The sequence below is a fragment of the Burkholderia sp. Se-20378 genome (assembly GCF_017104665.1).
Taxonomy (GTDB): Bacteria; Pseudomonadota; Gammaproteobacteria; order Burkholderiales; family Burkholderiaceae; genus Burkholderia; species Burkholderia lata.
Genome location: NZ_JAAGPG010000012.1, coordinates 32,058 through 51,375 on the forward strand (window position 1 = coordinate 32,058; position 19,318 = coordinate 51,375).

At 64.7% G+C, this 19,318-nt stretch carries 12 protein-coding genes; 2 read left to right on the forward strand and 10 right to left on the reverse strand.

All coding sequences use genetic code 11. The annotated features are described in order from the left end of the window. Positions 1–251 precede the first annotated feature (251 nt). The 4 genes from G3N93_RS03635 to G3N93_RS03650 form a co-directional block, all read right to left on the reverse strand. The gene (locus G3N93_RS03635) at positions 252–1,205 is read right to left on the reverse strand and encodes a LysR family transcriptional regulator (protein WP_174940455.1); all 954 of its coding nucleotides are present in this window, start codon (positions 1,203–1,205) and stop codon (positions 252–254) included. A 333-nt stretch (positions 1,206–1,538) separates the two neighbouring features. After that, a complete protein-coding gene (locus G3N93_RS03640; RefSeq protein ID WP_050781542.1) occupies positions 1,539–2,006 on the reverse strand; it encodes a MaoC family dehydratase in 468 nt (155 codons plus the stop codon). 481 nt (positions 2,007–2,487) lie between these two features. Next, positions 2,488–4,185: a M4 family metallopeptidase gene (locus tag G3N93_RS03645; protein ID WP_174933019.1), complete on the reverse strand. Its 1,698-nt coding sequence runs from the start codon at positions 4,183–4,185 to the stop codon at positions 2,488–2,490. 645 nt (positions 4,186–4,830) lie between these two features. Continuing rightward, entirely contained in the window at positions 4,831–6,252 is a 1,422-nt protein-coding gene (locus G3N93_RS03650) for an MFS transporter (protein WP_241026383.1), read from the reverse strand. A gap of 161 nt (positions 6,253–6,413) precedes the next feature. Here G3N93_RS03650 and G3N93_RS03655 point away from each other — a divergent pair, with 161 nt between their 5' ends. Beyond that, positions 6,414–6,944 carry a toxin gene (locus G3N93_RS03655; RefSeq protein WP_206121323.1) on the forward strand — a complete coding sequence of 177 codons (531 nt, stop codon included), beginning with the start codon at positions 6,414–6,416 and terminating at the stop codon, positions 6,942–6,944. A gap of 18 nt (positions 6,945–6,962) precedes the next feature. Here G3N93_RS03655 and G3N93_RS03660 read toward each other — a convergent pair whose 3' ends face one another. The 5 genes from G3N93_RS03660 to G3N93_RS03680 all read right to left on the reverse strand — a co-directional run bounded on the left by G3N93_RS03660 (position 6,963) and on the right by G3N93_RS03680 (position 15,246). Beyond that, positions 6,963–7,712, reverse strand: coding sequence for an SDR family oxidoreductase (locus tag G3N93_RS03660; protein WP_206132294.1), 750 nt, complete (start codon positions 7,710–7,712; stop codon positions 6,963–6,965). Positions 7,713–7,965: 253 nt separating this feature from the next. Continuing rightward, positions 7,966–8,373 carry a VOC family protein gene (locus tag G3N93_RS03665; RefSeq protein WP_174933027.1) on the reverse strand — a complete coding sequence of 136 codons (408 nt, stop codon included), beginning with the start codon at positions 8,371–8,373 and terminating at the stop codon, positions 7,966–7,968. Between the two features lie 209 nt (positions 8,374–8,582). Next, positions 8,583–9,104, reverse strand: a complete 522-nt coding sequence (locus tag G3N93_RS03670) for a hypothetical protein (protein WP_174986391.1) — start codon at positions 9,102–9,104, stop codon at positions 8,583–8,585. 58 nt (positions 9,105–9,162) lie between these two features. Beyond that, complete coding sequence (locus tag G3N93_RS03675; RefSeq protein ID WP_206132289.1) at positions 9,163–9,855, reverse strand: hypothetical protein; 693 nt, start codon at positions 9,853–9,855, stop codon at positions 9,163–9,165. A gap of 1,035 nt (positions 9,856–10,890) precedes the next feature. Next, on the reverse strand, positions 10,891–15,246 hold the full coding sequence (locus G3N93_RS03680) for a YadA-like family protein (RefSeq protein ID WP_206132290.1): 4,356 nt from the start codon (positions 15,244–15,246) through the stop codon (positions 10,891–10,893). A gap of 1,134 nt (positions 15,247–16,380) precedes the next feature. Here G3N93_RS03680 and G3N93_RS03685 point away from each other — a divergent pair. After that, positions 16,381–17,187 carry a response regulator gene (locus G3N93_RS03685; RefSeq protein ID WP_174933043.1) on the forward strand — a complete coding sequence of 269 codons (807 nt, stop codon included), beginning with the start codon at positions 16,381–16,383 and terminating at the stop codon, positions 17,185–17,187. Positions 17,188–17,208: 21 nt separating this feature from the next. On the opposite strand, the gene G3N93_RS03690 is transcribed toward G3N93_RS03685, so the two are convergent. Then, positions 17,209–19,318: TonB-dependent siderophore receptor (locus G3N93_RS03690; protein ID WP_206132291.1), on the reverse strand; the 2,110-nt coding region annotated here is incomplete at its 5' end.

Genomic DNA, 19,318 nt, shown 5'->3' on the forward strand with positions numbered 1-19,318 from the left:
GTGGCGCCATCAATGCTATGAGGCACGCGCTGCATCTTCAAATCACGAATTGCGAGACGGCCGTTCGCCGTTCACGAACGTCGGGCGCGGTGGACGATGCGGTGTCGGGAACCGGTCAGGATGACGGAGGACGCGGTGCCGCCCGCGATGTAACGCCAGAGGTTGGCGGCCACGCGGTCGAGCACCGGGAATGTGGAGCGGGAGTCGGGGAAACGGGGCGCGGCGCGCTGTGGCCGCGCCCGGCCCGTCGATCAATCGGCCAGCGTGCCGGACGACGGCGCGGCCTTCGGCTGCCCGGTAAGCTGGTCGATCAGCGCGCGCGTGGCCGAAGTCGTGGCCTTGCCTTTTCGGGTGCCGACCCGCAGCACCCGCACGGCCCACGGCTCCTGGATGTGCAGGACCGCACACCGTTCGTGGCTGTCCATCGGGACCATGCATTCCGGGAGCACCGTCACGCCGAGGCCCGCCTGTACGAGACTCAGTGCGACGTCGGCGCCCGACACGGTGAACCTGGCGCGAATCGTCTCCCCGAGCGCATGCGCGGCTTCGTTGACCTTGAACATCAGCGTCGTATTGACCGGTTGCGCGATGAAGGGCTCGCGAACGAGATCGAGGGTTTTCACCGTGCGTTGTTCCGCGAGCGGATGATTGCGCGGCACGACGGCGACGAAGCTGTCGGTACGATAAGGCAGCGTTTCCAGCGGCGAGTCGTCCACGTCGGCGCTCACCACGTACACGCACAGATCGACGTCGCCCGTCATCACGGCTCGCACGAGGTTCGTGTTCGGTTCCTGCTTCAGCTCGAGTTCGACCTGCGGAAAATTGCGTGCGAACTCGCCGAATTCGCGCCCCAGATACTGGACGACGCTGGCGCCCGTCGACGCAACGCTGACGTGTCCGCGCACGCCCGCCGAAAATTCGCCGAGCTCGCGCCGCATGTCCTCGAAGTTTTCGAACATCTGCCGCAGGTAGCGTGCGAGCACTTCACCTGCCGCATTCGGAACGACCCCGTTCGGGATGCGTTCGAGCAATTGCACGCCGGCAATGTCCTCCAGGTCCTGGACACGCTTGGTCGCGGCGGAAGGCGCGATGTTCTCCCGCGTCGCGGCACGCCGGATCTGGCGTTCCTCCACGACCGTAAGAAACAGGCGCAACGTAAAGAGGTCGACCCGGCGGGTCAAACCGTGCACGCTCAACGCACTCATGATGTCTCCTTCCGTCCGGTCGCCCGATCGTACGCTCGCGGCAGCGATCGACTGGCGGCGACACGGCACTGTGCTCGCCCCACGATGGCGCGGGTTGACCCGCCGCTCATCGGGGAGGCACGTTTTTATGGGAATCCTGTCCGGGAAACGAACAGTTGAAGCCGTCTTTCCTGTTCACCGGTTGCATGGCCGATGCATCGGATCGGCAACGTGACTACCGGCGCCGTTCCTCTGATGTCGGATGCACACGGTAGCATCAACGCACACGGCCTGCTCGCGAATCGCGCGTGCGCCGTCGGTCGGGCGAGATCGCGCGCATCGCGCCGGCGTTCGTCACTGGAGCGGCAATGCGGGCGTGGACATCGACCATTGGCTCCGAAACTTGATGACCAGCTCGTTGCGCTGATTGTAGACACGACATTCGAACTCGATCACGGCGCCTTCGTGACCCGCATCGCACCGGTCCACGGTCTCGCTTTCTGCCCAGATCGTATCGCCGACGAAAACGGGCCGGACGAATCGGACGTCCGTGCAGCCCAGTCCGATGGAACGAATCGTCTGATTCAGTTCGTACGCGTGCGCACCGCTGGCCACGCACAATACGAACGTGCTGTTTGCCACCCGTGCGTGGTACGGGGACGATCCGCCATGCTCGACGTCCAGATACAACGGCTCCGCGTTATGCGTCAGCGTGCTGAATAGCAGGTTGCAGGCCTCGGTGAGCGTATGCTGAATCGGGTGCCGGTAAGTCGCACCGATCACGAATCGGTCAAGGTAGCCGCCGGACATGGCTTCCGTCATGATGCCCTCCTCCTCTCCCTCTCTCTTTCGTCCCCAACTCGACGTCCTCGCAATACACCGGATGCGTCACCAAGGGTAAATGCCCGGCACACGTGCGCCAAGTCGCGTTCGGCGCACGGGCGATTCGCGAACGGCGATTGCGTGCGGGCGACGGCATGCCGTTGTGGAGGTTTACCCGACAGCCGGGGATGACACTGGATGGCGGCGGACGGACCGGAAGGTGATCGATCGGACGGACACGTGCATCCCGGCGAACGGCTTGACACGTGGCAAGGCGAAGCGCTGCGCGATCATCGGGACAGACGGCGGGTGTGATGAAATCCGGATACCAAAAAATCGGCCGCCTGCAACCGCAGGCGGCCGATCAACTTCTGCCCGTCGTTCGCCCGGGCGTCGCGTGGCTTCGATCGGCTCGCACTGCTCCGAAGCGAAGGGTCCGCCACGCGATCTCCGGGCGTTCAACGCACTCACACGGGCGCCATCAGTTCACCCCGACCGCACTCCACGCGCGAGCGACCGCCGTGCTTTCGGCCGAATTCGCGCCGTACAGGTCGTTCGCCGCCTGGATCGATGCACGACGTGCGTTCGGGTAGCTGGAGTTGGCGTTCAGATACACGGTCAGCGTCCGGTACCAGATCTTGCCGGCCTTCTCGCGGCCCACGCCGCTGAAGGTCGTGTCGCCGTTGCAGACCAGCTGCGCCTTCGTCAGGCCGGTATCGGTCGACGGCACCGTCGGGCCTTCCGCGAGCAGGTAGAACAGGCGGTTGCCGACGCCCGACGTGAAATGCGGGTCGTGGCGCGGATTCGACCACGAGAATCCGCCGGACGGGTAACAGCTGAACGACCGGCCGTCGAGATCCTGCTTGTACATCTTGCGCAGGCCGCCGCTCACCACACGCGCACCGATCACGTAGTTGCCGGGATCGTTCGGGTTGTTGGCGTAGTACTTCACGAGCGTGCCGAAAATATCGGACGTCGACTCGTTCAGGCCACCCGCGTCGCCCGAATAGTTCAGGTTGGCCGTGGCCTCGGTCACGCCGTGACTCATCTCGTGTCCGGCGACGTCGACCGAAACGACCGGTTTCGGCAGGCTGGTGCCGGGCTGGCCGTCACCGTACACCATCACGTGCGAATTCAGCCATGCCGCATTCGCGCCGGTCGTGCCGCTGCCGGTGTTGAACACGACGTGTGCATAGCTCTTCACGCCGCGGCCGTCGTTGAAGATGCCGTTGCGGTTGTGCGCGGTCTTGTAGTAGTCCCAAGTGAGCGCGAGACCATAGTCGATGTCGGCGGCGACAGTCTGCCGGTCGGTGGTCGTATTGTTGCCCCACACGTTCGTGCTGCTCGTGAAGATCGGCAGGTCGGTCGCCTGTTCGACGTCGTCCGAGGTCAGGCCGCGGCCGTCGTACACCGAGCCGGAGCCTCGGCTCGGATCGAGCATCCGGTACGCGTTCGTGCCCGTCTGGTCCGTGGTGAGCGTCAGGTTGCCGTAGTACAGCGAGCGGCCGGTGCCGGTCGCGGCGGCGGTCTTGATCAGGTCCTGCGCGTCGAGCACGGCGCCGTTACGCGCATCGACGTAGTACAGCACGGCATCGCCATGCGCATCGGTCGCCTTGCCGTAGACGCGCACCGCGTAGGCCAGCGTCGGTGCGACGTCGCGTGCGAACACGACGAGTTCCGCGTCATCGACGCGGCGCACGTCCGAGTTGAAACGCGCGGCTGCAATGCGCTTGACCCGGGCAGCACCGACGTCGGGTGCGTTGCGTACCACCGAGCGGTCGCCGACCTTGCCGATGTTACCGGCGAGATTGATCGGTGCGAGCTGGGTCACGCTCGCCTGCTTCAACTGCCCCTTGCTCGAATGGACGACAACGTCGCCACCGATCACGGGCAGGCCTGCGTAGAAGCGGTCGAAGCGCACGTGCTCGGTGCCGTCGGGGTCGACGATCACGTCGCGTACCTGGAACTGATCGCCATCCGCCGGCGCGCTCGCCTGCGGCCCTGCGAACTTCAACGTGCGTGCCGCGCCGCCAGTTGCAAGGCTGAAGGCAGACGGGTTCTGCTGGATCAGTTGCAGTGCCTTGTCGACCGTAGCCGACTGGTCGCCGGCCTGGGCAAAAGCACTGAGACTCGCGACGGTAATCGCGGAGATGGACAGCAGACGAGACAGTTTCTTCATGTAATCCCCCGGCTTATAAGTGGGTGATGTTCGAGGAATGCATCAAGTACAGACTTTGATGTAAGACATGTCACGAACCGCAGAGGGATGCTAGAAGGTCATTTTTATAATTACAAGATATTTTCTGACAGTTTAATTTTTGCTGTCATCGACGTTAATCGAGTCATGGTTTGGTGATAAATCTGAAATGATCTCGTCGGCCGCGATGGCGGGATCGGCAACGTTGCATCGGCGGAATGGGCCGGCGAGCCCGGTGCTGCCTGGGCGAGGCAGCGCGTGGCGCGGGTTGCGCAGGACGGATGACGTGACGCCGGGGTAAATCGGCAGATACTACTTGCCTTATTAAATATTTATTTTGATTGTTGCCATTCCCGGCGCATCCATGCACCTTTAATGCCTCTTCGGCTCTCGCTTTTGATGGCGATCCCTTTGAATTCGTAGTGAAAGCCTGTCACGCGACACGCGAGATAATGCTTTCTACGAATCGTTCGCTCGAGCGGAGCGGCGCAGCGCGGCGCGACCGGTCGCATGTCGCGCCACGTTTCTTCTGATATTGGAATGCCCGCGCTCAGTCATTGGTTTCGCACGCTGCTGCTTCCGGGCGAGCCGCATGCGGCCGACGAACCATCCGGTGACGTCCGCTGCCTAGCCGGCCCTCACCTTGAACCGCACCACCAGCCACGTGAGCGCCCCCAGCACGAATACGGCGAGCGTCCACGTGCCGCCATGGTGCTGCAGCACCGCCGCCGTCGCCGCGATGCCCGCCAGTCCTTGCTGTAGAAAGCCGCACAAGGCCATCGCATGCGCGCCATGCTCGTGCGCATCGCTGACGGCGGTTGCCATGCTGTTCGGAAACAGCACCGCCTGGCCGAAAATCGCGAGGCAATACAGCGCGATGAAGATCCACAGGCCAGTGAAATCGGTCAGCAGGCCGCCCAGCCACGACGCCAGCATCAACGTGGTTGCGAGCGCAACCAGCGCGGCGCCGGCATGCATCAACCGCACGCCGCCGAGCCGCTTCACGAGGCGATTGACCAGCATCGCGCCGCTGAAATAGGCGACGCCGAGCAACAGGCCGATACTGCCGAAGCTCGTCACGGCCAGCTTGAAATGCGCCTGGAACACGAACGGACTCACTTCCTGCAAGGTCACGGTCGTCGCGAACCCCAACCCGCCCGCGCAAGCCGGCCAAAGGAAACCCGGGCGCCGCAGCAGGGCCCGGTATGTGCCGGCCGTGCCTGACGTGACCGTGGTGCGGCTTCCCGCCTTCAACGGCAACGCATACGACAGACCGATCGCCAGCGCGGCGATGACCGCCATCAGCACGAAACCCGCTTGCCAATGACTGTATCGGCCGATCAGCCCGCCGACGAACTGGCCGCCGCCCAGCGCCGTGATGAAGGCGATCGACAACACGGAGAGCCGTCGCGCCAGCTCGTCGCCGCGCCAGTTGTCGCGGACGATGATTCTGGCAATGATCGCCGCGCCGCCACCTCCGACGCCCTGGAGGGCGCGCAACACGAGCAGCGCCGGTGCGACCGTGCAGATGGCGAGCAGCAGGCTGCTGGCGACGAACAGCAGCAGCGAAATCAGCAACGGGCCACGCCTGCCCCAGCGTTCCGCGGCAGCGCCCCAGAACGGTACCGGCAGCGCCGCGCCGATCACGTACGCGGAGATGGAGAACTCGGCGCCGCCTTGCGTCATCGTCAATTCGCGCATGACGACAGGCAGTGACGGCAGGTACACCGTCGTCGCCATTTGCGCCATGAAGACGAGCAGGCACGCGAGCGTCATCAGCGGCGCAGTCGACGCGGCAGGTTCGCACGGCGCGCCGGCGGCAAGAACGGGTTTGTCGCTCATGCGCTGGCTCGATCCGATTGAGACGCGTGCCCGGCCTTTGTCCAGCCGTACCTCCATCGCGGGATTCCGTCGCAAGCGCCGCCCGCGTACATGCTCCCTCGCACCCCGAGTTCGGTCGCCATCGTTTCTCTCTTTCGATCTTGTTGACGTACGTGATGGCCGTGCGCTGCGCGACCCTCGCGCGAGATTGTACAAAACGCGCGACATGCCTGCACGACGCGCCACGCCTGTCGTTACCGTCGTATCGAGTACGACCGGACGTGCATGACGACCGGTGCGCCGGCGGCCTCGAACCGATCGATGATGCAGCACCGTTTCGGGGCATGAGGCACAATACGCGGCTTCAAAATTCAACCGCGGTCAAACACATGCGCGTCGTCGTCGTTGGAACCAGCGGAGCGGGGAAATCCACTTTTTCCAGCGCACTGGCGGCTGCAGCCGGCTGCCCATATATCGAGCTGGATCGACTCTACTGGGGCCCCGACTGGACAGCCGTGCCGCCGGAACAATTCGAGAACGCCGTGCTGGCCGCGACCGCCGGCGACCGATGGGTCGCCGACGGAAACTACAGCGCCGTACGCGACGTACTCTGGTCGAGAGCCACGCACGTGATCTGGCTCAACTTCGGGCGACGGACGGTATTCTCCCGCGTGCTCTGGCGCACGTTGAGCCGCGGGCTCCTGCGCACCGAGCTGTCGCACGGCAACCGGGAGTCGCTGCGGATGGCATTCTCCCGGGAGTCGGTGCTGCTGTGGTCATACACCACGTTCGCCAGGAATCGCATCAAGTTCGCCGCGCTGCGCGACGACCCGAAATTCGCGCATCTGCACTGGACGGAAATCACCCGGCCGTCGCATACCCGCGCGGTCATCGACCGACTGACCCGCGCCGGCGGTTGAGCCCGGGCCAACAGGACCTCACTTCACGGCCGCATTGCCGCCGTCGGCGAACAGGGCCGAGCCGGTAACGAAACTCGCCATCGGGCTCGCCAGGAACAGCGCCGCGGAGGCGATCTCGTCCGGGCGCGCGATACGCTTCATCGCGTGGAGCCCGGCCGCCCATTCCTTCTGGTCACGGTCTCCGCCCATCGCGGTATCCACGCCGCCCGGCAACAGTGCGTTTGCCCGAATCCCGCGTGCCGCATAGTCCGCGGTGATGCCTTTCACCAATCCCGTCAAGCCGGCCTTGGACGCGCCATATGCGGCCATGCCGGGAAGCCCGACACTGGTTCCGACGAAGCTGGACGTGAAGACGATCGAACCGCCTCCGCGTTCGAGCATCACGGGAATCTGGTTACTGGCGCCCAGGAAGGCCGCCGTCAGGTTGGTCGACAGCGTCTGCTGCCACTCGTCGAGCGAGACGTCGGCGAGCGGTTTGAGCGGCCCGACCGTCCCCGCGTTGTTGATCGCGATGTCGAGACCACCGAACTCGCTCAGGGCCGTCGCGACGAGCCGTCGATGCGTATCGACGTGACCGACGTCGCCGGCGCATGCGCGCGCCTGCCCGCCCTGACGACGGATCTCGTCGGCAACCTGATTCAGCGCGGCTTCGCTTCGCGCGCCCAATACGACGGACGCGCCGTGCGCCGCGAACATCAACGCGATCGCACGGCCGATGCCGGTCGAGGCGCCGGTGACGATGGCGACTTTTCCTTCGAGCAAGGTCATTGTTTTTACATCCCGTGAGTGAGGTTCATCACGGCAATGTAGGGGGGCATACGCGGGCAGGCACTCCGTTTCTTGCTTTTGAAGTCCTGCGCAACGGCAAACCGCGCATCGGGTTGCGGGTAGTGCGGATCGGCGATGTCGCGCGCTGCTACGATCTGCGCACGACGACAATCACCCAGCCTTCGCCTGCCCGCGCGGTCATCGCCAGGCTGACCCGCGCTAGCGGTTGAGCGCGGCGCGACGCGTACCTGCGTCAGTCGTCGAAGGTGCCTTGATATTCCGGCGCGGCATCCGCGCGCGTGTTCAGTTCGAACATCACACCGCCCGGTGCGCGGCAGAAGAAACGCGAACCGCGCCCGTTGTTGAAGACGTCCGTCACCATCTCGACGCCCTCTTCCCTGAAGCGCTCGAACAGCGTGCGAACGTCGTCGAAGCTCGGCAGTTCGAACCCGACGTGGAAATTCGTCGGCCATGCCGGCGTGTCATCGCCGACGTGATCGATCACCACGTCGAAGCCCGGACGCTTGAGGATCCAGGATTTTTCCCAGCTTCCCGCGATCGTGAAGCCCAGGTGGCGCTCGAAGAATCGGGCCGTCGCCAGCGTGTCGGCCGAGGGGAAGCTCAGGTGGTTGAGCTTCATGGTTTGCGTAATGGCAGTCATTGCGAGTCTCTGTCATGCGTTGATCGGCGGCGGCCCCATGCCGTTCCGCCCGACGCATTCAGAATACGAGCCGACGCTCACGTTCGACTACTCGCATTGGCCGCACGTCCGGACCGCGCGCGAACCCGCGTGAAACCGGGGGCCGCGGCACAGTTGGGATCGCCGCGGATCGCGCTACTCGCATTCGGCCCGGATCGGCCGGAACACCGTCATTTCCGGCACCCGCCCACATCCACCTTCGTGATGATGTCGGCATGATTCGTCTTGATGGTGATCATGCACACGTAGTCGAGCACGGTTTCGTGGTCGTAATAGCCGGTGGCCCGATAGTCGTCCTGATACACCGGAATGTCCGCGTGGCCGTCTCCCGCTCGAGTCACGCCGACCATATGATTGCCGACGTACTGGCTGCCGGTCTGGACGAACGACAGGTTCGGGCTCACGTGGACCCGCGAGTTGTCCCAGAAGTAGTTCCCGGTATAACTTGCCGACTCCGGCGACTGCGATAGCGGCGGATGATTGATGAACGGAGGGCCGAACGCCTTGAACGCCACCGAGATCGGCTGCCCCACCATGGCCTTGGCCGCCTTCTGAACCGGGCCGGGATACATCGTCGCGCACACCGGGCTGGAATCCAGGGCGGAACAGACATGCGCGCAACCCGCAATGAACGGAATCGCCGCACACGCCCACACCATCGACATGCGGTTTCTCGAGACGGGCTTCGTCATTCGATCCTCTTCGTGGACAAGTGAAACCATCGTTGAATGCGGCATGCTGCATGCCGTCTTACGTCTTTGCCGCTTCGTAAACCTTCGTCTTCGGATTGAACCGGTATTCGACGACATCCGCCGCGCCGTAGGTTTTCTTCTGACCGGCGTGGTCGATGCCCGTCCCCTTCATTGCCACACGAACGCGCGGCCAATCGCGACGATCGGTCGACACGAAGGTCAGGGTCGACGAGCCGGTCACGCACGGGACGTGATTGCCGGTGCCGTCGGCATCGCACGCCGCGCCGTTGTCATTGCCGCGAGACACGTTGCCGGCATAGGTCCAGTCGGTATCGTCAGGATTGCTTGACGCATTGGTGCGCTGATAGACGAACAGGCTGAACGACTTGATCCGGGTGCCGGAGGCCAGATACCAGGTCGGGACCGCCAGCACGATCTGCCCGTCCGGCGTTGTCGTGCTCACGGCCGGCTCCTTGTCGTCGATCGTGTCGGCCTTCTCGTAGCCGCCGAACTCGCCGATCGAGCGTTCCGACTCGACCATGTTCCAGCCGGCCACGCCGCCATCCGTGGTCCATTCGAAGGTGGCTTCGGTGAGCGTCACCCTCGCGTCGGGCGCCGGGGCGGCGGTTTTCTCCTGTTCGGCGTACTTGTTCGGCGTGTCGTAAGCGAAGCCGGTGAAGTAATGGTTGCCGTTCAGATCGAACGCGTGGCCGTACCAGTAAGAGGCCTGGCTTCCATTGGCAATCTCCATCGTGTCCTCGCCATGCGCATCCCGCTGGTAAATGCCCTCGAGCACCCGGCCGGGCCTCGGCGGCACGGGTGCCGGGATCTTCTCGCTCCCCGCGCTCTGCGCGGCGACGGCGGGTGTCGCCGAAGCCGCCGCCGGCTGCGCATTCGATGCGGTATCGGCGAGCCCCGATCGATCCCCGCATGCCGCGACCAGAAGCGAAACGACAGACAGCCACGCATACTTTCCGATCATGTGTTTTTACCCTCGTGTGCGGTTCCGTGACGCGTCGTCATGTGACCCGATGCGACTTCACGGGATGCACCGACGGGTATCGCCGTGCGATACCGATTGCCCGGGCGATCGATTCAGGCGCCGGGGCTGGTTGAACGAATGGAGCGGCGTGACCGGGCGCTCAGCGGCACCGGGCGTCGTACACAGCCGGAAAAGCGGACGGCATGGCGGCATGCGCCGCGTAGGCAGGCAGCCGAATTTGACGCGGCAACGCAAAGCGCTGCGCGGGAAGCATCTTGTTGACGGGTTTCATCGTTTTCGTTTGTCGTTGTCGGCGCCAATACGGGCTTGGAAGACGTGCTCGGACACGCTCAACGCGGGTTGCGTTGCGCCAGTCGACGATTATCACCACTATCGGCGAATAAATCATCCATCGACGGCGTTGACGGGCGTTGCTTCCCGCCTTGGCGGTAACGCTTGAAATGCGCGGGCACCTGGCACCGGCCACACGCTTGCTTTCATACAAATTACACAATCCACCGGATCGCGAGTCACACTGACCGATTTGCCGTGGCCGGTGGCCAGAATCGGTGGCGGCATCCGGCCGACTTCGTTGTTCCGGTGTTTGCAGCGTGAGACTCGGGCGCAGGGCAAGCGGCATGCACTGCCGGACAGGCTCGGCGCAGCGACGTCGAACTTCGTGGTGCATCAAACATCGATGGCCCGGGGTAGACAAAGCCACCCCGGGCCACGGATTTCCCGCCCGTGCCGGACATCACAAACCCTGCCCGGCCCTCACGGTCAATCGATGCTGCGCGGACGGCGTCAGAACTGGTAACCCGCGCCCACCACCGCGCCGAAGTCCGAACGCGTGTTGCCCGTCACCGACGCCTTGACGACCCAGCGGTTGCTTTCCGTCACGTACGAGTACCCGGCGGCGAAACCCTGCTGGCCGTGATAGTTCGACGTCGCCGCCGAGACCATCGAGCGGCCCGCGCCCGTCGGTTGCGGCAGGCCGGCCACGGCCATTGCCGATGCCACGCCGCCGTACATGTCCTTCTTCAGGTCGTTGAACGAGTTGTACACCTGGCCGATGCGCTGGTCGGTGTAGCCCTTCGCCTGATTCGACGCGGCCGACAGGTTGTCGTTCAGCTGCTGCACGTTCACCGCATCGGTCGGCGCCGTGCCGGCCGCGACGTTCGTGACCTGGCGTTCGCTGCCCTTCGCGCCCACCGAGAACGAATTGTCGCGATCGGCGACCGAGCCCTGGCCGACCGCCACCGCGTTCTTGCCGGTTGCGGTTGCCGTCGAGCCGATCGAACCTGCATCGGCACGCGTGATCCACGTGGTGTTCGCATCGGTCGCCGCCGCGCGGATCTGGTCGTTGGCCGCCGCGTTCTTCAGCGCATTGTTGAACTGGCCCATGTTGACTGCGTCGTTGTTGTTCACGCCCGCCGCCACACCGGTCAGCACGCGGTCGCCCGCCGTGCCGGAGAAGTTCACGCTGGTGCCGCCGGTGTCCTTCCCGACCGTGACCGCGCCGTTCGGATCCTGCTGCTGCACGAGGCCGGCCTTGCCGTTCGCGATGTTGGTCACGTTCCCCTGCAGGTTCGTGATGTCGGTCGTGTTCTTCGCGACCTGCTGGTTCGTCGCGTAGAGCTGCGAGCCGTTCACCGCGTCCGTGCTGGTCGCGCTGAGCGTGCCTGCCTGCACGTTGGTGATGCGCGTGCCGCCGGCGCCGCCGAGCGTGATCGAACTCTTCGAGCTGTCGTCGTACTGCACCGCGAGCGCGCCGAGCTGGTTGAGACTCGACTGGACGCCCTTCAGCTGCTTCACGTTCACCGCGTCCGTATCGTCGGTGCCCGCGGCGACGTTCTTCAGCACGACCGCCGCATTCGTGTCGCCGCCGATCAGCGATACCGAATTCAGCCGGTTGCCGTTCGTGTCGACGTCGTACTTGACGACGTTCTTCACGGCCTCGCCCGCCTGGTTGGACACCTGCGTGATCTGCTGTTCGAGCGACGACTTCACGCCCGACAACTGGCCGCCGTTCACCGCGTCCGTGCTGCCCGCGGCGATGTTGCCGTCGGCCACGTTCGTCAGCTTCGTCGGTGCACCGCCGCGCGCCGCGTTGTAGGCGCCGGCCTTCGGGTCGAACTGCAGCGCGTCCTGCTGCAGCCCGGCGATCGCGGCCGTGTTGCCGGCGATGTTCGTTTCGGCATTGCCGATGCGCGTTTCATGATTCTCGAGCGTCGTCGTGTTGCTGCCGACGCGACCGTCGAGGTTCGTGAGCGCATCGCCGACGTTGTTGAACGAACCGCCGCCGACTTTGTAGGCCGGCGCCGTGATCGAGCCGTCCGGATTCGCCGTTGCACCGCCGCCCAGCGCGGCTGCCGTACCGTCGGTCGCGCGGCGCAGTTGCGCACCGTTCACCGCGTCCGTGCTGCCGGCCGCAACGTTGCCTTCCGCGACGTTGGTCAGGCGCACCGGGCTCCCGCCGTTGCCCGCGCCGAGCGAAACCTGCTTCTTGCTCGCATCGTCGTACTTCACCGCGAGCGCATCGAGCTGGCTCGTGCCGTCCTGAATCGCCGCGTTCAACTGGTCGACGTTGACCGCGTCCGTGCCGTTCTTGCCGGTCGCGACATTGCCGATGCGTTGCGGACCGTTGCCGCCGTGGCTCGCGTCGTAGGTGCCGAGGGTCGCGTTCCACTGGAGCGCGTCCTGCTTGAGCGCGGCGATGTTTCCCGTATTCGTCGTGACCTGGTTGCCGAGCGTCGTCACGTTGTTGCTGACGGTCGTGATCGACTGGTTCAGCGTGTCGGTGGCCTTGCCGAGCTGGCCGACGTTCACGGCGTCGCCCGTGGCGACACCATCCGCGACGTTGTGCAGCGCGACCGGCGACTGCGCACCCTTGCCGCCGAGCGTCACGCCGCTGTGCGCGTCATCGTCGTACTGCACGGCGTTCTTCGTCGCATTGCCGATCTGGTTGTTGATCGACGTGCTCAGGCTGCCGAGCGTCGTGTTGATGTTGTTCGTCACGCTGGTGCTGAGCGACGACAGGCCACCGTTCAGTTGCCCGACGTTCACGGCATCCGTGTTCGCGACACCAGCGGCAACGTTGTGCAGCGTCGTGCCGTTCGTGCCGGCGAACGTCACCGAGTCGAATCCGCTCTGGCCGTCGTACTTCACGTTGCGTGCGTCGGCCGCCTGCAGGTTGCTGATATTGGTGGTCGCCGTGCTCAACGATGCATTGATGCCGGTGACGTTGCCCTGCAGGTTCGTGATGTTCGATGCTGCCGTCGAGATGGACGATTGCAGCGGTGCGACGGTGTTCGTCAACTGACCGACGTTGACCGCGTCGGTGTTGGCGACGCCGGCCGCGACGTTGCCGATGCGTTGCGGGCCGTTGCCGCCGTGGCTCGCGTCGTACGCACCGAGGTTCGTGTTCCACAGGAGCGCATCCTGCTGAAGCGCGGCGATGTTGCCCGTATTCGTCGTGACCTGGTTGCCGAGCGTCGTCACGCTGTTGCCGACATTCGTAATCGACTGGTTCAGCGTGTCGGTAGCCTTGCCGAGCTGGCCGACGTTCACGGCGTCGCCCGTGGCAACACCGTCCGCGACGTTGTGCAGCGCGACCGGCGACTGCGCACCCTTGCCGCCGAGCGTGACGCCGCTGTGGGCGTCATCGTCGTACTGCACGGCGTTCTTCGTCGCGTCGCCGATCTGGTTGGTGATCGACGTGCTCAGGCTGCCGAGCGTCGTGCTGATGTTGTTCGTCACGCTCGTGCTGAGTGACGACAGGCCGCCATTCAGTTGCCCGACGTTCACGGCATCCGTGTTCGCGACCCCGGCCGCGACGTTGTGCAGCGTCGTGCCGTTCGTGCCGGCGAACGTCACCGAGTCGAATCCGCTCTGGCCGTCGTACTTCACGTTGCGTGCGTCGGCTGCCTGCAGGTTGCTGATGTTCGTGGTTGCGGTGCTCAGCGACGTGTTGATACCGGTGACGCTGGTCTGCAGGTTCGTGATGTTCGACGCCGCCGTCGAAATGGACGTCTGCAGCGGTGCGACGGTGCCCTTCAGCTGACCGACGTTGACCGCATCGGTGTCGGCGACACCGGCCGCGACGCCGTTGATCGTCGTGCCGTTGCTGCCGTCGAGTGCGATCGCCGCGTGCGAATCGTCGGAGTATTTCACGACGTTCTTCGTTGCGGTCACGATGCTGGTGCTGAGGCTGTTGCCGACGTTGGTCACGCGCTGGTCGACGTTCGAGATCGTGGTCGACAGCGAATTGCCGACCGACGTCACGCGCGCGTCGACCGTGGCGATGCTGGTGCTGAGCGTGCCGTTCACGTTCTTCAACTGCTGGACGTTGACGGCATCCGTATCGGCCGCGCCTGCCGCGACGTTCTTGAGCTGGCGCTCCTTGCCGATTGCACCGAACGACACCGCACCGCCAACCGGCGCGGCCGTGCCGCCGAACACCGGCGTGCCGCCATTGTTCGCACCGACGCTGCCCGAACCGATCGCCACCTGGTTGTTGTCGTTCGTCTGCGCGCCCGCGCCGATCGCCACGGATTGCGTGCCGCCGGCGCGCGTCTGGGTGGCCGCGTCATACGATGCGCCGGCCGACACGCCGTCGCTCGTCGTCGGGTTGGCGCCGCCGATCGCGACCGAGCGATCGCCGCTTGCCAGCGCCGAGTGGCCGAGTGCGATCGAGCTCGTGCCGCGAGCGTCCGCGACGTTGCCGACTGCCATCGAGAAGTCGCCGACCGCGGCCGACTGGCGGCCGATGGCGAGCGCCGTATTGCCTTGCGCGACGGCCACCGTACCGATCGCCGTCGCCGAGTTCGCCAGCGCCTGCGCGCCGACGCCGACAGCAATCGAACCGCCGCTGCTGGTGCCTCCCTTGCTGGCCGCATTCGACTGGTCGCCGATCGCGATGCCGCTGGTACCGGCCCGGGCATTCGTTCCCATCGTGACATTGGTCGTGCTCACCGCGGCGTAGCCCCCGCTCTTGGTCGACACGCACAGCGGGTTCGTGCCGTCGATGCACTGACCGCTCAGCGCGTTGTCCGGGTTGCCGCGGTCGACGAAATTGTCCGCATGCGCGGCGCCCGAGATCAGGACACCTGCACCCGTGAACATGGCGGCGGCAAGCGCCGAAATCTGCTTCCTCTTCATGGCCTTCTGCTCCGTTTTTTTGCGTTTGGTTTGAATACGGACTACTTACTTTTGTTGAAGACTTCAGCTGCGGTTACGATTGCGACTTCAGTGCGGAACCCGATTCCCATGCGCGGCCCGGGCGTGTCGAAGGCGACACGCATCGTCCGCCCGTAGCGATGGGACGTTCGAAAGCCCGGGCACGCCGTTCGTGTGACGGCCCGTTCCGTTAATTCAGGCAATGCGTTAGGAATGCATATCGTTTTATATGGGCGAATTCGCCCAACGACTGAATCCGGAGATTCAACCCGCCGTTATGGACACCCCTGATTTGATGTCGCGCCGACCGCGACCAACCCCGCTTCTTTTATTTCATCCACGGCAACCGGATTTTCGCTTGCGCGTGACGGACATGCGTTCGGAGTCACATCAATTGATGCCCTCGGACCCGAATCGCACAACGTCCGTCCCAACCCGCCGTGCCTTGTGTTGCTCGGTGCAACCCTGCGCTCAAAGTTCGGACGAATTATGGGACACGACCGAAAATTATTGAAGGCGACATTCTTTATAGATTGTAAAATTCAATATATTCAATGTGTTACGTTAAAAATACGCATCTCGCAAACGATTTCGCGCCATTGAAATTATTAGAAGTGTTTCGCCGGGCGGATAAAATCTTTGCTGAGGCGGATTAAAAGTAAATGCCAGAAAAAAGTTTTTTCAAAAAAATGCGGCGCTGCGCGACCGTACGCGGCGGAGCAAATGAAAATGGCGGAATTGGACAGGCAGCGGCGTTCCGTACTGCAAACACAAATCACAATACACGATGAAGAATCCGAAAAACGGAATGAAGCAGATAGAGTCAATGCGTCTGGCAAGAATTGAAATATGCCCCTACAATTCGGCTCGCATCGATACCGACGGTTGCGCACTTTTCGGCGCGCGACGACGGCAACGCTCCGCGCCATTACCGGATCAGTGATCAAAACAAGCAATGCCGGGTATTACGCCGACCGGTTGTCTGTCGCGTAGCGGGGCGAAATCCGAATATCGATGCGTTTGTGCGTCGCCATAGAGCGGCTTCCGACGATTACTCCGAACCGGGCCGGCCACCCGCAGGAACGCAGCCAGCAGCCATTCCAGAACAGGTGCACGATGCATCCATCGATCTCCGCATTGGGCGACGCCCATATCCTGATCGTCGACGATCAGCCCGACCAGCTTCGCTTGCTGATCGACATCCTGCGCGGCACCGGGTGCCGGATCAGCATCGCATCCGACGGGCTGCAGGCGTGCCAGCGCGCGCAGGCGCTCATGCCCGACCTGATCCTGATGGATGTCCGCATGCCACGGATGGACGGTTTCACCGCGTGCCGGCTGCTTGTCGCCGATCCGCTGACGTGTGCGATTCCGGTGATCTTCCTGACCGTGGCCGGCGCGCTGCACGAACGCCTCGAGGGATTCGAAATCGGCTGCGTCGACTATGTGGTGAAGCCGTTCGAGCCCGCCGAAGTGCTCGCGCGGATTCGCGTGCAGCTCGCGCGGGAGAAGCGGGAGCGGCCCGTCGACCTGGAAAGCCCGTTCGTGGCCGGCAAGGACGACGACATCATCGTGCGCGCGGCCATCCGCCACCTGGCACGGACGCTGAACGATCCGCCAACGGTGGAGCAGCTGGCCCGCGCGGTCGGCACCCATGAAAAGCGGCTGTCACGCGCGTTTCGCGACAATCTCGGCCAGACGGTGTTCGAGTATCTGCGGCACGAACGGCTGCGGATCGCGCAGGATCTGCTGGATTCGACGTCGCTCAGCATTGCGAGCATCGCGAAGGAAATCGGTTTTTCCACGCCGGCGAATTTCGCGACCGCATTCCGCGAGCGTTTCGGCCTCACGCCGACCGAGTGGCGACGCCAGCGCCAAGCCGGCGAACGCGCCGCGCGACGGGAGCCGCAACGCGGCGCGTAGGACCATGCCGCGCGTTTGCGATTACCAGTTGTATTTCGCGGTGGCCAGTACGGTCCGCTCGTTGCCGAACACGCAGACGGCGTACGACTGACAGCCACTGACATAGCTCCGGTCGAACAGGTTCGCGACGTTCAGCGCGAACCGCCAGTGCGGCATCTCGTAGTGCAGCGCCAGGTCGACCAGCGTCACGCTCGGCACGGTCAGCGAGTTGTCGGGTGCGCCGGCCGACGCGCTCTGGTAGCGCACGCCGCCGCCGATCCCGAGGCCCGACAGCGCCCCCGTGCGCCAGGTCCAGTCGGCCCACATCGACGCCATCTGCCGCGGCAGCGGCACCGACACCGGCCAGTTGTTCAGCGACGCGTCGTTCGCCTGCACGTTCTTGACGTCCTGATACACATACGACGCGACGACCGACAGCTCGCGGCTGACCTTGCCGACCGCGCTCAGTTCGATCCCGCGCGAGCGCACCTTGCCGGTCTGCACCGACGTCGTGCCGGTCGGGTCGAGACTCACCGGTGTCGGCGTCACGACGTTGGTCTGGTCGATCTGGTAGACGGCCGCGCTCAGCATCAGGTTCTTGCCGGGCGGCTGCCAGCGCAGCCCGGCTTCCGTCTGCTTGCCGCGCGTCGGTTTAGGCAAGCCGCCGCCGAACATCCTGACGCCGATGACGGGATCGAACGACGTCGAATAGCTCACGTACGGCGACAGCCCGGCGTCGCCCTGATAGGTGAGCCCGACACGCCCGGAGAATGCACTGACGTCCTGCTGCGCCTGCGTGCCAGCCGTCCGGTCGTCGAACCGCGCATTGACGAAATCCTCGCGACCGCCGAGCGTCAGCGTCCAGCGCTTCCAGCGGATCTGGTCCTGCGCGTACACGCCGAACGCGTTCATCGCCGTGTACTGGTCGACGTGGCCGAGCGACGTCGGGCCGGAGAAAATCGCATCCGTGACGGGCCGGTAGACGGGGTGGTACAGGTTGAGCGACGGCGCCAGCGCGAGCCACACGCTGTTGGTCGTCGTCTGCCGGTCATACTGCACGCCGAGCAGCAGCGTATGTTCGAGCGGCCCCGTGCCGAAGCGCGCCTGCGCATGGTTGTCGATATCGAGCCGGCTGTAGTTGAGCTGGAACAGCCCCGCGAACCGCATCATGTTGGTGGTGCTGCGGGGCATGTAGCCGTTACCGAACACGGTGGCGTCGTCGAGCGACAGGTGCGACCAGCGCACGTCCTGGTGCAGCGACCAGATCGCATTCACGCGATGCTCCAGCGCGTAGCCGAGCGACCACTGCTTCTTCCGGTAGTCGTTGAACCCTGGGTCGCCCATGTAGATGTCCTGCGACAGCCGGCCGTTCGGGTTCGGCAACACCGTGCCCGACGCGGGCAGGAAGTTCGACGAAATATCGCCGCTGTCCTGCAGGAACGTCGCCGAGAGCGTCAGTGACGTGTCGGCGTTCGGCCGCCAGCGGAACGACGGCGCCAGCGCGACGCGCCGGTCGCCGTTCGGGCCGGTGACCGCGTTGCCGTCGCGCGCCACGCCGACGAAGCGGTACGCATAGCGGCCGTCCGGATCGAGCGTATCGCCGACGTCGACCATGAATTGCTTGCGTGCGTCATTGCCGATCTGCACGCCGGCTTCGCGGACGCGCTCGCCGTCGGCGAGCTTCGTGTGCGCGTCGACGATCGCGCCGGGCTCGCCCGCGCCGTACAGCACCGACGTCGGCCCGCGCAGCACGGCGATCGAGTCGATCGTGTACGGGTCGACACGCCAGTTCGCGATGACGGCCGTATTCGGCGCGGCCACGCCGTCGACGTACAGCGTCGGCGTGAAGCCGCGCAGCGCCGCATACCAGTCGGTGCGGCTGTCGGCGCCGAACGTAGCGAATCCCGGCACGTAGCGCAGCGCCTGGTTCAGGTCGGTCGCGCCGGTCATCTCGATCTGCTGTGCGGTCACGAGATTGATCGTTTGCGGGATCTCGGCCACCGGCGTGTCGGTCTTCGTGCCGGCCGTGGTGCGCAGCCCGACGAGCCCGCTCGACGTGCGGTCGGCCTTCCCTGTCACGTCGATCGTCGGCAGTACGGCCGCCGCCGCGCCGGACGGCGGCGTGGCGCCCGCGCCCGATGCCTGCGCGTGT